Origin of the sequence: Litorerythrobacter xanthomarinus (assembly GCF_046254955.1) — a bacterium.
Taxonomy (GTDB): domain Bacteria; phylum Pseudomonadota; class Alphaproteobacteria; order Sphingomonadales; family Sphingomonadaceae; genus Qipengyuania_C.
In genome coordinates, this window is record NZ_JBJXRG010000001.1 from 568491 (window position 1) to 580791 (window position 12301).

The 12301-nt window shown below is 59.7% G+C and carries 12 protein-coding genes; 4 read left to right on the top strand and 8 right to left on the bottom strand.

What is annotated here, in order from left to right:
* Nucleotides 1–41: 41 nt before the first annotated feature.
* Nucleotides 42–1004: an oxidoreductase gene (locus tag ACEWMW_RS02960; RefSeq protein ID WP_409412399.1), complete on the top strand. Its 963-nt coding sequence runs from the start codon at nucleotides 42–44 to the stop codon at nucleotides 1002–1004.
* A 4-nt stretch (nucleotides 1005–1008) separates the two neighbouring features.
* Here the strand turns inward: ACEWMW_RS02960 and ACEWMW_RS02965 are convergent, their stop codons facing one another.
* Nucleotides 1009–1581 (bottom strand): Lrp/AsnC family transcriptional regulator, encoded by a 573-nt coding sequence (locus ACEWMW_RS02965; protein WP_409412400.1) that lies wholly within the window; start codon nucleotides 1579–1581, stop codon nucleotides 1009–1011.
* On the opposite strand from ACEWMW_RS02965, the gene ACEWMW_RS02970 reads away from it, so the two are divergent.
* Complete coding sequence (locus ACEWMW_RS02970; protein ID WP_409412401.1) at nucleotides 1580–2197, top strand: LysE family translocator; 618 nt, start codon at nucleotides 1580–1582, stop codon at nucleotides 2195–2197. The two genes, ACEWMW_RS02965 and ACEWMW_RS02970, sit on opposite strands and share 2 nt — an antisense overlap.
* 4 nt (nucleotides 2198–2201) lie before the next feature.
* Here the strand turns inward: ACEWMW_RS02970 and guaA are convergent, their stop codons facing one another.
* Both guaA and ACEWMW_RS02980 read right to left on the bottom strand, forming a co-directional pair.
* Nucleotides 2202–3776 (bottom strand): glutamine-hydrolyzing GMP synthase, encoded by a 1575-nt coding sequence (gene guaA / locus ACEWMW_RS02975; protein ID WP_409412402.1) that lies wholly within the window; start codon nucleotides 3774–3776, stop codon nucleotides 2202–2204.
* A gap of 205 nt (nucleotides 3777–3981) precedes the next feature.
* Complete coding sequence (locus tag ACEWMW_RS02980; protein WP_409412403.1) at nucleotides 3982–4371, bottom strand: MerR family transcriptional regulator; 390 nt, start codon at nucleotides 4369–4371, stop codon at nucleotides 3982–3984.
* A gap of 73 nt (nucleotides 4372–4444) precedes the next feature.
* Here ACEWMW_RS02980 and ACEWMW_RS02985 point away from each other — a divergent pair, with 73 nt between their 5' ends.
* On the top strand, nucleotides 4445–4672 hold the full coding sequence (locus ACEWMW_RS02985; protein ID WP_409412404.1) for a hypothetical protein: 228 nt from the start codon (nucleotides 4445–4447) through the stop codon (nucleotides 4670–4672).
* Nucleotides 4673–4764: 92 nt separating this feature from the next.
* Nucleotides 4765–5997: a TCR/Tet family MFS transporter gene (locus ACEWMW_RS02990; protein ID WP_409412405.1), complete on the top strand. Its 1233-nt coding sequence runs from the start codon at nucleotides 4765–4767 to the stop codon at nucleotides 5995–5997.
* Between the two features lie 343 nt (nucleotides 5998–6340).
* Here the strand turns inward: ACEWMW_RS02990 and ACEWMW_RS02995 are convergent, their stop codons facing one another.
* The 5 genes from ACEWMW_RS02995 to ACEWMW_RS03015 form a co-directional block, all read right to left on the bottom strand.
* On the bottom strand, nucleotides 6341–6835 hold the full coding sequence (locus ACEWMW_RS02995; RefSeq protein ID WP_409412406.1) for a hypothetical protein: 495 nt from the start codon (nucleotides 6833–6835) through the stop codon (nucleotides 6341–6343).
* A gap of 31 nt (nucleotides 6836–6866) precedes the next feature.
* Nucleotides 6867–8897, bottom strand: coding sequence for a TIR domain-containing protein (locus ACEWMW_RS03000; RefSeq protein WP_409412407.1), 2031 nt, complete (start codon nucleotides 8895–8897; stop codon nucleotides 6867–6869).
* Nucleotides 8898–9028: 131 nt separating this feature from the next.
* On the bottom strand, nucleotides 9029–10588 hold the full coding sequence (locus tag ACEWMW_RS03005; RefSeq protein ID WP_409412408.1) for a class I adenylate-forming enzyme family protein: 1560 nt from the start codon (nucleotides 10586–10588) through the stop codon (nucleotides 9029–9031).
* A gap of 53 nt (nucleotides 10589–10641) precedes the next feature.
* Entirely contained in the window at nucleotides 10642–11088 is a 447-nt protein-coding gene (locus ACEWMW_RS03010; RefSeq protein WP_409412409.1) for a MarR family winged helix-turn-helix transcriptional regulator, read from the bottom strand.
* Nucleotides 11085–12218 (bottom strand): Acg family FMN-binding oxidoreductase, encoded by a 1134-nt coding sequence (locus ACEWMW_RS03015; RefSeq protein ID WP_409412410.1) that lies wholly within the window; start codon nucleotides 12216–12218, stop codon nucleotides 11085–11087. The genes ACEWMW_RS03010 and ACEWMW_RS03015 overlap by 4 nt, the downstream gene beginning before the upstream one ends.
* Nucleotides 12219–12301: the final 83 nt, after the last annotated feature.

Below are 12301 nucleotides of genomic sequence, written 5' to 3' on the forward strand. Positions count from 1 at the left end.
GAAGAGTCTGCGGAGGTGCGCGGAGCTGCTAGGCTCCGCGCATGACAAGCACACAGACTCCCATCGATTCGCCCTTCGGATATCGCTCAACAGCAAGGGAGGTCGTCGAAGGATTCGATCTTTCAGGCAAGACTATAGTTGTAACCGGTGGTTACTCGGGGATCGGAACCGAAACCGTTCGCGCACTTGCCGAAGCAGGCGCCCGTGTGATCGTCGGGGCGCGGCGTCCTCAGCAGGCGCTCGAAGTGTTGCAAGACGTGCCGGGTGATATCGCAATCATCCCGCTCGACCTGCTCGACCCCGCCTCGATCGATGCCTTTGCCCAAAGCGTGTCAGACCAACATCAGTCGATCGACATCTTGATCAACAATGCTGCGATCATGGCATCGCCCCTTATGCGAGACGCGCGAGGTTACGAGGCCCAATTCGCTGCCAACCACCTTGGCCACTTCCAGCTGACTGCGCGGCTGTGGCCATTGCTCAAGGCCGATGGCGGCGCGCGCGTTGTCGCGCTCTCGTCTACCGGGCACCGGCTCAACGGCCTCGATGTCAACGATCCCAATTGGGAGCGGCGCGAATACCAGAAATGGCCCGCATACGGTCAGGCCAAATCGGCCAACGCGCTATTCGCGCTGCAGCTCGACATGCTTGGGGAACCGCATGGCGTACGCGCCTTTTCCGTGCACCCGGGCGGCATTGTTACACCGCTGCAGCGCCATCTGACGATGGAAGAGCAGAAGGCGATGGGCTGGTTCGATGAGGAAGGTAACGTCAACGAAGCCTTCAAATCGACCGAGGAAGGCGCTTCTACCACGGTGTGGTGCGCCACCTCACCGCTGCTCGATGGTATGGGCGGCGTTTACTGTGAGGATTGTAATATCGCTGCTCCCGCGAGCGAGGACAGGCCGTTTGGGGGCGTGCATCCGCATGTTCTCGACCAAGGGCTGGCCGAAGCGCTGTGGGCAAAGAGCGAGGAACTGACGGGAGTGGACTTCCGGCCGTGAGAGCTTAGTCGTCCGATGAGGCTATGATCTGCCTTATCGTTATCGAGACCACGCTGTCCCAACCGGCAAGCTCATCGCGCAAATCGGAGAGCTCCCGCATTGTATCGAACTCGCAGTAGATAATGGAATCGATATCACCCGCGATACAGTGATTCGAGACAACTCCAGGGAGCTGCATTATCTGATCGATCACTTTTGTCTGTGACTCCCCGACCTTATAAGTCACGGTGAGAAACGCTCGCACTGGCGGGAGCGCGTCAGGCGCCAATCGGACAGTATAGCCGCGGATTACACCATTACCTTCCATCTTTGTGATGCGATCATGCGTGGCGCTTCGCGACAGCCCGACATCGCGCGCGAGCGATACCAGACTCGCCCTGGAATTTTTGCGTAATGCCCGCACAAGCAAGCGATCCTTGGCGTCCAGATCGGGAATCTTCGTCTCCTTCTCGCTCCACCAGCGCCGCACGCGCAAATTGCCGGTCACGCCGGACGGTTTCCGTTTCGACCGCCGTCTTGCTGGTAGCAGTGTAATCGGCTCGCCGCCAAAATCAGCTCCAACGCAGGAGGCTGGCATGGAACTGAGCACATTTATACTGTTTGCCGCAACAACCTTTGTGGTCGTCCTGACCCCTGGTCCGGCAGCTATCGCTGCAGCAGCGCAGGCCTCCAGCAATGGGGTTACCCGAACGCAAGCCGCAGTTGGTGGTATCGCCAGCGCCAATGCGATGTTCTTCGTCCTGTCTGCGACTGGCATCTCGGCAACTATCATTGCGTCGGAGACGATCTTTACCACGATCAAGTGGTTCGGCGTGGCGTACCTTATCTATCTCGGATTAAGTGCGATCTTCAGCCGCAGCGGCGGGCTCCAGATCGAGCCGGGGGAACCGCGCAGCGTCGCTTCGTTGTTCGGCAAGGGGTTTCTCGTCGAGGCTGCCAATCCGAAGGCGCTACTCTATTTCGCAGCAATCCTTCCGCAATTCCTTGATACAGCCGCGCCTATCGCGCCCCAAATGGCAATCATGGGACTGACTACCCTGTTCTTCGATTGGGCGATTTACTCTTGCTACACCGTCCTTGGCGCCCAGATTGCCCGGCACGGGGTTCGTCCTTCGAGCATAAGGGCCCTTAACAGCCTAGCTGGCGGGGCATTGCTCTATTCGGCCTTCCGCGTAGCGAAAGTGGCGGCCTAGCGCTTCACTCCCATTCAATCGTGCCTGGCGGTTTCGACGTATAATCGTAAACTACACGGTTGATGCCCTGCACTTCGTTGACGATCCGGGTTGCGCACTGGGTAAGGAAGCTCGCGTCAAAGGGATAAACATCCGCCGTCATCCCATCGGTGCTGGTCACGGCGCGCAAACCGCAAACGCTGTCGTAGGTGCGTCCGTCTCCCATCACGCCGACGGTCTTCACCGGGAGCAGCACAGCAAATGCCTGCCAGATCGCATCATACAATCCGGCATTACGGATCTCTTCGAGAAAGATCGCGTCCGCCTTGCGCAGGATGTCGCAGCGTTCCTTGTTGACCTCGCCCGGTATGCGGATCGCGAGGCCCGGCCCGGGGAAGGGATGACGCCCGACGAACTGGTCATTGAGACCCAACTCGCGGCCGAGTTCGCGCACCTCGTCCTTGAACAGCTCGCGCAGCGGTTCAACCAATTCCATGTTCATGCGTTCGGGCAGGCCGCCGACATTGTGGTGGCTCTTGATCGTCACCGAAGGCCCGCCAGTGAAGGAAACGCTCTCGATTACATCGGGATAGAGCGTGCCTTGCGCGAGGAAATCGGCTCCGCCGAGCTTGTTCGCTTCCTCTTCGAACACGGCGATGAATTCGCCGCCGATGAACTTCCGTTTCTTCTCCGGATCGGTGACGCCGTCGAGGCCGGCCATGAAGCGCTCCTCGGCATCCACCACCACCAGCGGGATATTGTAGTGATCGCGAAACAGCGTCTCGACCTGCTCGCGCTCATTGAGGCGCAGGAGTCCATGGTCGACGAAGACGCAGGTGAGCTGGTCGCCAATCGCCTCGTGGATCAGGATCGCCGCGACCGAGGAATCGACCCCGCCCGAAAGGCCGCAGATGACCTTGCCATCACCCACCTGCTCGCGGATTTCGGCCACCTTGGTTTCGCGATAGGCGGCCATGGTCCAGTCGCCCGCCAGCCCGCATACGTTGTGCACGAAATTGGCGAGCAGATTCCCCCCATCGGGTGTGTGCACCACTTCGGGATGGAACTGCGTGCCGTAGAACTGGCGCTGCTCATCCGCGATCACCGCAAATGGTGCACCGTCGGAAGTTGCGACAATCTCGAAGCCCGGCGCGAACTGCGTCACCTTGTCGCCGTGGCTCATCCAGACCTGGTGGCGCTCGCCTTCTTTCCAGAGCCCGTCGAACAATGCGCAGCTCTTGGTGACAGTTAGATACGCGCGGCCGAACTCGCCGCCTTCCCCTGTCTCGTGGCCGGGGCGAACCTCGCCGCCGAGCTGGTGGCTCATCACTTGCTGGCCGTAGCAAATGCCGAGGATCGGAACGCCCGCGTCGAACAGCACCAGAGGCGCGCGCGGTGATCCCTCATCGGGCACGCTGGCCGGGGAACCTGACAGGATAATCCCCTTGGGCTTCATCCGCTCGAATGCCTTTTCGGCGAGGCTGAACGGCGCGATCTCGGAATAGACCCCCGCCTCGCGCACTCGGCGCGCGATCAGCTGGGTTACCTGGCTGCCGAAATCGACGATAAGGATGGAATCGGGGAGATGATCTGCGTCCATGCGCGCCGCGTTACGGGCCATCGTTTGGGGAGGCAAGACAGGCCGGTGTAACCATCCGCAAGCTTGGCGCGAATAGGCCTGCGTGACCCCGTCCCCCCAAGGGTCCGAAACTACGCCGGCATATGCTTATCCCGAGCATGACCCCGGCGATCCGAGGCGCGGCGAGGCGGTGCATCGATCCTCCCCCGCATCGCTTGGCCGCGCCTCATAATTCTCCAAGGACAGCACAGCGGTGTTCGACCGGACAATCGCGTTGTGCTGCTTCGTGCAATCGGGCGCGCAAGTTCTTCGCAGCCTCAATTTGCCGATCAAGCTCTGCTATCTTCGCGAGAGCAAACCCGCGCGCCTTCGTACATGCCATGCTTTCTGCCGATGTGGCCGATGCAAGTCCAACCAGCTTCCCGATGTCGGCAATGTTGAGGCCTGCCTCACGCGCCCGGGCGATGAAGGTCACCTGGCGAACTGCGTCATCGTCAAACAGCCGGATACCGGAGGCATTGCGCGGGGGCCGGATCAACCCTTCGGCCTCGTAATAGCGGATTGCCGATTGGGCGATTCCAAGCCGGGTCGCGACTTCTCCGATCGAAATGGCCATCGAAACCCCCTTGACTTAAAGCGCACTTTAAGTGGTAGCTCGGGTGTCAGCCGAACTCAACCAGGAGCTGACTATGCAGAAAATTCCTTTCGCCGCGCTGCCAAATGTCGCCAAATTTGCGATTGCCTTGGTGCCATTCATCCTGTGGGTGATGTTTGCGGAATTCGTGATCGACCGCCAAGGCTGGGACGAGTTCCTCCCTTTCTATCGCTACGGCGAATTGTGTCCGTGGGACTTGGGAGTCTTGCTTGTTTCGGGTCTCATATGGTGGGGGGCCGAGCGCCGCGCGCGCGTCAACTAGGACTGAATAGGCAACATATCAGGCGCCGATTGCACGGCTCAGCTCACCACTGTAAGCTCTGCTGAGGCGCATCGGGCGTCGCTGGAGCCACCGTGAAGCACGGCAACCGCACGTCGATTACATTCATTTTCGTTGTCGTGCTGATCGACATGATCGGCTTCGGCATTGTCATGCCGGTCTTACCCCAATTGATCATGCATCTGGGCGCACTGCCGGTCGACAAAGCCGCGCTCTGGGCGGGATGGTTAGGCGCGGGCTATGCCGCCATGCAATTCATCTTCGCACCGATCCTCGGCAATCTTTCCGACCGCTTTGGCCGCCGGCCGGTTTTACTCGCGGCAATCCTTGCGTTTGGGGTCGACTACATCCTGATGGGCTTTGCCCCATCGCTGTGGTGGCTGGTACTTGGCAGGCTCATCGCCGGGATGACTGGCGCGAGTTTCAGCGCCGCCTATGCCTATCTCGCCGATATTACCGAACCAGAGAAACGCGCCGAAAGCTTTGGTATGATCGGCATGGCATTCGGTTTTGGTTTCATCCTCGGTCCGGCCTTGGGCGGATTGCTGGGCGAGCTTGGACCGCGCATCCCTTTCTATGCCGCAGGCGGTCTGGCGCTGGTCAATTTCGTGTTCGGCTTCTTTTTCCTCAAGGAGAGCCTCCCACCCGAAAACCGCCGCCCGTTCAAGCTGGCGCGCGCCAATGCCTTCGCCGCGCTCAAGGCCTTGTCCGGCCAGAGCCGCACGGTGTTGTGGTTCGTTGCAGCGCTGGCCTTCTGGCAACTTTCGCACCTCGTTTACCCGTCGATCTGGGCCTATTTCACCATCGCAGCCTATGGCTGGAGCGAGTGGAAGATCGGCCTCTCTCTCATGATGGTCGGCGTTGCCAGCGCGTTGGTCCAAGGATTTGGTATCCGCTTGCTGCTGCCGCGCCTCGGCGAAGTTCGCGCGGTCACGCTAGGCATATGGACGGTCGTGGCAATCTCGTTCGTTTACGCGTTCGCTTGGTCCGACTGGATCGTCTTCGCCGCATTGCTCGTGGGCGGCCTTCAAGGGCTGGTGATGCCATCGATTAATGCTCTCAACAGCCGGGCTGTGGACGCCTCCAGCCAAGGCGAATTGCAAGGTGCAACACAGGCAGTGGGGAGCCTCGCTGCTATTATCGGACCACCCTTCTATACTATCTTGTTCTCACGCTTCACCGGCGATCAGGCGATCGCCGAATTTCCCGCGGCTCCGCTAATTGCTTCCGCAGCTATAGCGTTGATTGTATGGGGGATTTTTCTATACGGTTTCCGGCTGCTCGCGCGCGAAACGTCTGTTGCATAGAACGCAACATATCCTGACCTTTTCTCACTTTTGTTCGCAAGGGGGCAACCTTACTTCACTGGCATCAGCCGGGTGGCGGGCCCTCTCCCCCCTCTCCCAACCCGCCCCCGGCATCAAACAGGAGGCTCGCCATGCAGAACAAACTCGCATCGCAGATCCTGGTCTTCCTGGTGGCCGGACTGGTCACCACGGTCACTTTCGGCGCAACGATCGCCTAAGCTGACTGAAGACACGCGACCTGGGCGCCGGTCCACCTATCCCCTCTCCCCCCAAGGTGGCGGCCCCCCAGGTCGCACAGGTCTTGGGTCATCCAGCACCCAAGAAGCGACGCTTGATGCCGATCTCAGTTGGATGTGCGATTCATGATCGAGGGATCGACAGGGCAAGTCACACCATCCAGCACGACGTATAAGCAGTAGCTATAGTTCTGCCCATCGGTGTCCGGATCTATGACTGTGACGGCGGTTGAAGCGCTACTGCTCGTCTGCCACCCAGCTGGGACTCCGGCCCCTCTCCGGGGGGCGGTTCCAACGGGTACGACCGTTACCGCATCGTTCAGTACCGCGGGATAAAGCGGGGAGTGGGAATCTCCGTTTTGATCCAAGACTTCGCCGCTCAAAGTAAATTCGATATCGGTCCTGTTGCTGTATGTGCCACTGGACTTGTTCAAGGCAGTCAAGTTGACATTCCCGTTCGTCTGGACGACCTTCTGATTGCCATTCGGCGGAGGGGTAGAAGAGCCAGAATAGCTAGCGTTAATTGTTGGCGGATTCTCCGGATCCGAAAAGTCATAATTTCCGCTCACCGCCACATTGACGGTCACTGTCATGTCAGTCATCACTCTACTCCTTCTTTATGGTTGAGCATTGTCAGAAGCCGATACTGACCATCGGTTCGATCTTCCGGCGCGACAATTCTTGCCTGAGTTGAAGGGCTAGCTCGGCGTTTCCAATCCGCTCTGCAGCGAAAGCGCGCAAAGAGACGAGCGCGTAATCGTATCTCTCGCTTTGTTGCTCGACCTGCAAGGTGCGGCGGTACTCCTGCTGGGAGGCCCGGCCATTGCCATTTCGCTCGTGCGCCAAGGCCTTCAGCAGGTGAGCAGTTGCCACAAGTTCCAACTGCTCGGGATCGCTAGGATCGAGGCGCTTCAATGCATTGTCCGCAATTACAAGAAGGTCACCAGGGCTGACGCTGCGACCAAACATCAGCGCCTCACTCAGCGAATGATCGCTTCTCTCCCTGACATTCCAATTAGAGTTGGCAGGATCCCGCGCAATGAGTTGAACGACGAGTCGACCATATTGGGCAAGGTCTCGCCTCGCTGCCGCCAATTCTCCTTGCCGCCAATTCAAGTGCGACCGGTACTTCAGCGCACTCATGATCAATTCCATGGCAAGTGTATTTTCGGGGTCGCGCGCTATTTGCGCCTGACCTTCAACTATGGCGGTATCCAGAAATCGTCGGGCTTGCTCATTCTTACCGCTAAGAGCGAAAAGATACCCCAGATCACCCTCTGCATAGACACGGGCTCGACGGGCTTCATTGTCCGAAGGTTGGTCGGTGAGCAAGCGGGAATAGATATCGATTTCGCGTTGCCTGGCATCAATTGCCGCTTCCATTCTTCCCAGTCTGGAAAGCGTCGAAGATATCCATGAAAGTGCTTTGGCGCGCTCAAGAGCGCGACTGTTGGTCCCATTTTCGCGGCTCTCGATTGCTTCGACAGCAGCCAGATGGCGCTCGAATAAGCCAAGCGCACTTGTCAGCTTGTCTTCCTCGAAGTCCATCGTGCCGAGATTGCTGAGCGAATAGGCCTCCTCCATCTGCCAATCGAGATTGGTGGGGTCCTTGGCGGAAAGCCTCTCGGATATGTCGGCATATGTCTCCATCGCTTGGCGAGCCTCAACGAGCTTGCCATGCTGCCACGCAATGTAGCCGACCCAGAAGAGGCTTTGGCCGTGATTGAACATGGCCTCAGGATCTTCCGGATTACGCGAAAGGATGGCCTGCGTCGTTCGAGCGGCCTGACGGAAGGCCGGGAGCGCCTCCTCATTATTGCCGCGCAGATTGGCAACTTCAGCGACGAGATGGGTAGCGCGAGCGCGGCGCCCCAGTTCGCTATCGGATAGATCGTCCAGATTCTGGCGTGCGTAGTAATCCATCGCTCTTTTTCCGACGCCATCGAGAACTTCGAGCCGCCCCACGGGTTCCAATTGCTCTCGCAAATCGGTCAACATATACTCGATCAGTCCGTCAGCCTCGGCGCGCTGCGTCCGCGCATCGTTCCGTTGGTCGATGGCAAAGAGGGCAAGTGCACTGGTTCCAACCATTCCAGCGACGCTTGCCGCCGCGAGGATTGCGAGGCGGCGATGTTTGCGCGCCGCGTCACGACGGGCGAGGTCATCGAGCTCGACGCCGGCCAATCCGGCGACCAGTTTGAGCATGGCGAGCTTTCGGCCATCTCCCTCGCGTCGCATATCGGCCGCAATCGGCTCGGCAAGTTTGCCCGTCGGCGCACCGTCATCGTATTCCAGGAGAAGCGGTTCCGGAAAATTGTCTGGCGGCTCACCTGATACGATGATTGGAAAAACACGTTTGCCCCCGTGGAGGCGCTTGTAGCAATCGATTTCCTTGGCCACCCACGGCGAGGCGGCTGCAGTGGGTGAACACAGGACGATGAGCGCTTCGGAATTGCGCAGCGCTTTCTCAATCGCTTCGCCGAGGCTGTCCGCCGCGGGGAGTTCCTCACGATCTTTGAAGATGGGCTGGAGGCGCCGGGTTCCGTCCTTGGTCGCCAAACCGGCGGGGAAACGATAGGATTCCAGGCGGCGATGCAACCAATGAGCCGATGCCTGATCGGCATGGCTATAGCTGATAAAGGCTTTGTACTGCCGATCGCTCAAGCCTTGGCGCCTCCGTTGAATACTGCCGCGACTCGATCCTTCTTGGTAATTTTTCGGCCATTATCCGCCTGAAACATCGTCTTTGCAAATAATCGGGCGGCCACAGCAATGGGCGCGTCGTTCAGAAGCGGTTAGTCGACCAAGGCGAGCGACGCCGCGATCGCGCGCAGCTCGGTTTTGAGCAGCTTGCCGATATGGCTGCGCGGCATTTCATCGATAGCATGGAGTGCCGCGAGGCGCTGGGTTTTGCCCAGACGCGCATTGACCGATGCCATCACATCCTGCGGATCGGCCGAAGAGTCGGCCAGCCGAATGAAACCGACCGGCGTTTCGCCCCAGCGGCGGCTGGGCATGCCGATCACAGCGGCTTCGGCCACCGCTGTTTCCTTTTCCAGTTCGGCTTCGAGATCGCTCGGAAAGATATTGAACCCGCCCGAGATGATCATGTCCTTCGCGCGGCCAACCAGTTCGACAAAACCGTCCCCATCGATCCGGCCAATGTCACCCATCCGCTGCCAGGTGTCGCCGGTTTCGGGATCGGTCCAGTAACCTTCGCGGGTCTTGTCCGGCTGGTTCTTGTATCCGCTCATCATGGTCTGCGAACGCCCGATCAGATTGCCGGGAGTGCCGGCTGGCACCGGCTGGTCATCATCGTCGAGCACCTTCAGCTCGCTGCCCGGCGCTGGCCTGCCGACGGTGTGCAGCTTGTCCGGGAATTCATGACACGCCAGCAGGCAGACTACCCCGCCTTCTGTCATCGAATAGATTTCGATCAGTGCACCCGGCATCCGCCGCAGCACTTCCGCCTTGAGCTCGGCTGAAAATGGGGCCGACGTGCAATATTTGAGCGCCAGCGACGACAGATCGAAATCGTCGAAACCGCCGAAATCCATCAAACGTTGGTACTGGACTGGCACAAGCATGGTGACCGTCGCCTGCTCGCTCGCCGCGTAATCAAGCCAGCGCGCAACATCAAATTTGCCCATCACGCGCACTGTTCCGCCTGCGAGCACCGCAGCGAGGAAGGCGACCATCGTTGTGTTCGAATAGAGCGGGGTCGAAGCGAGGCTGCGGACCTCAAGCCCCGCCTCGAGATAGCTTGCAGCAGTTGCGGCAAACTGGCGCCAGCGCATCTGGTGCGAATGGACAATGCCCTTGGGCACACCCGTGGTCCCAGATGAATAGATGATATTGAACGGATCGGACGGCTTGGCATCGAAGGGCGCAGCCGTGGTGCCAGACGGGGCCATCCAGCTCGCCAGCTCTTCATCAAGGATAATCCTATGGGCCAGCTCCCCGCCGAAATCATCACCCAGCTCGGCAATCCGGGCGCGTGTCACGAACAGGTGATTTGCCCCGCTATCGGCGAGCATACCTTCAAGCTGCTCACGGCTGGCGCTGGTAGTCAGCGGAGCGGCGACGCCCCCGGCGCGCACAGCTGCAAGAAACACCAAAGCGTAATCGATCGAGGATATGCCGAGGATGGCAACCGATTGCCCTTGCTGAAGGCCGGTCTCCTGCAAGCGCGCGGCAATACGCTCGACGCGGTCGCCCAGCTCCGCCCAGCTGAGTTCTCCTTGCTCGTCGCGCAGTGCCGGCGCATTTGGCCGGTGCTGTGCCCAACCACGCAGAACTTCGCTGAAATTGCCGAAGGGCTCGCCCAGTCGGGCCGCAAGAGGACGTTCGTTCATCCGCACATCCGTAGCCCCACTGAGACCTCACGCAACCAACAAATACGCGAAAGTCAGTCGCGCATCCGGTCGAGTTTCTCCCGCATTTCGGCCAGCAGAGGGCGAAGCTGCTCGAAGAGCTCCGGACGGATCGCCGCGCGCACTTCGCGTAAGGGTTCGGACAATCGCATCACGCACTCCTCGCGCATGGCCCGGCCCCGCTCGGTAATCCTAACCAGCTTGCCGCGCCCATCATCGGGATCAGGCGAAATTTCGACATGTCCGGCCCGCTCGAGCCGGGCCAACGTTGTGCTCATAGTCGGGCGCGAAACCTGGAACGCGCTGGCGAGCCGGGCCGGCGATTCCTGTCTTTTTCCGAGCCGGACGAAGTGGTTGAGGATACTGAACTGGGCCGGTGTCATCCCACGCGGGAGCGCTTCGCTGAACGCATGTGTCGCCAGCTGGTCGATTATGCCGATTTCATTGAATACGGCAAACTCCAGCGGATCCGGCGTGGTCATGTAAGATGCGTCTCCAGCGGCCAACGCGGCGTCGGCTCCACCGGTGGTCCATAGCCGACCCGCGCGAGCATCTGCACCCGCTCATTCCCGGTTGCACCCAGCAATTCGTGCACACGCGCATACATCGGCTGGACTTCCTCATATTCCTGCAGGCTCTGGCTCATCGGATGCATGCCCAATCCCAATGCAGTCGCTTCGAGATTCGCGCGCACATACTGGCGGCCCGCCTCGAGCTGGTCCGCCCGCGTATTGGCAGGCGTGGTGATCCACACCAGCGAAGGGATCGAGCCATAGGTCGAGCGCATCATCTCAAGCCCCTGATGGAAACCGGTGCTTTGTGGATCGGCCAGTTCTTCGCGATTGACCATCCCAACCAGCTTGCCGGCTTCGATTAGCGGGCCGTGCAGCTCGATACCATCTGGATTCGCATCGACTTCGGCATGCCCGATCCGCATGAGCTCTACGCTCTCCATATTGGCCGCATGGGTCAGCATCTCGGTTTCGATGCCGGAGACGATTTCGTCACGCAGCTTCGACACTATTGCCGGATCGGCCGTAAACGATCCGCCTGCAGAAGTAATTGCGCCAAGATCGCTTGCTGCGACAGTCCGCGAGAGGTCATACTCCTCCTTGTTGGAGCGGCGCCGCACGATCTGCGCGAACAGAGGTTCACGGGCCACGTCATCGGCTTGCTCAAAGCGGAGGTGCGCCACCGGCCTGCTATCCAGACCACTTGGATCTTCACCATCAGGAAACGGTTCGATCATCATCGCGTAGCCGCGCTCGGCAGCTGCGATCCGCGCAATCTCCAGGAACGTACCAAAGCCGATCGTGATCTGGCGGTCGAACGGATCGGTTATCGGCAGATCGCGCGCAAGATCGGCCGTGATCACCGCTTCGCTGTCACCGAGCAACCGGATCACCCATGGCTGCCGGTTATGCGGATTGGGAGCAAGGATCGCATGCCGGAATGCATCCAGCCGCACGTCTTCAGGCGGATTGGGATCAAGTTCCCAAGGCCCCATGGCTGTCTGCGGCGTGCGCGTAACCCGCCATGCGCCCCCTGCCGCGACCAGTGCCACACCGCCCAATCCTGCCGCCAGGATGCCGCGCCTTGAAATGTTCGCCATCTCGTTCTCTCCTTTTCTTTAGTTAGGTATCTAACTTCTTTTCAGGAGTCAATCGCCGCACATTTGCCTGCGAGGGCAGATGC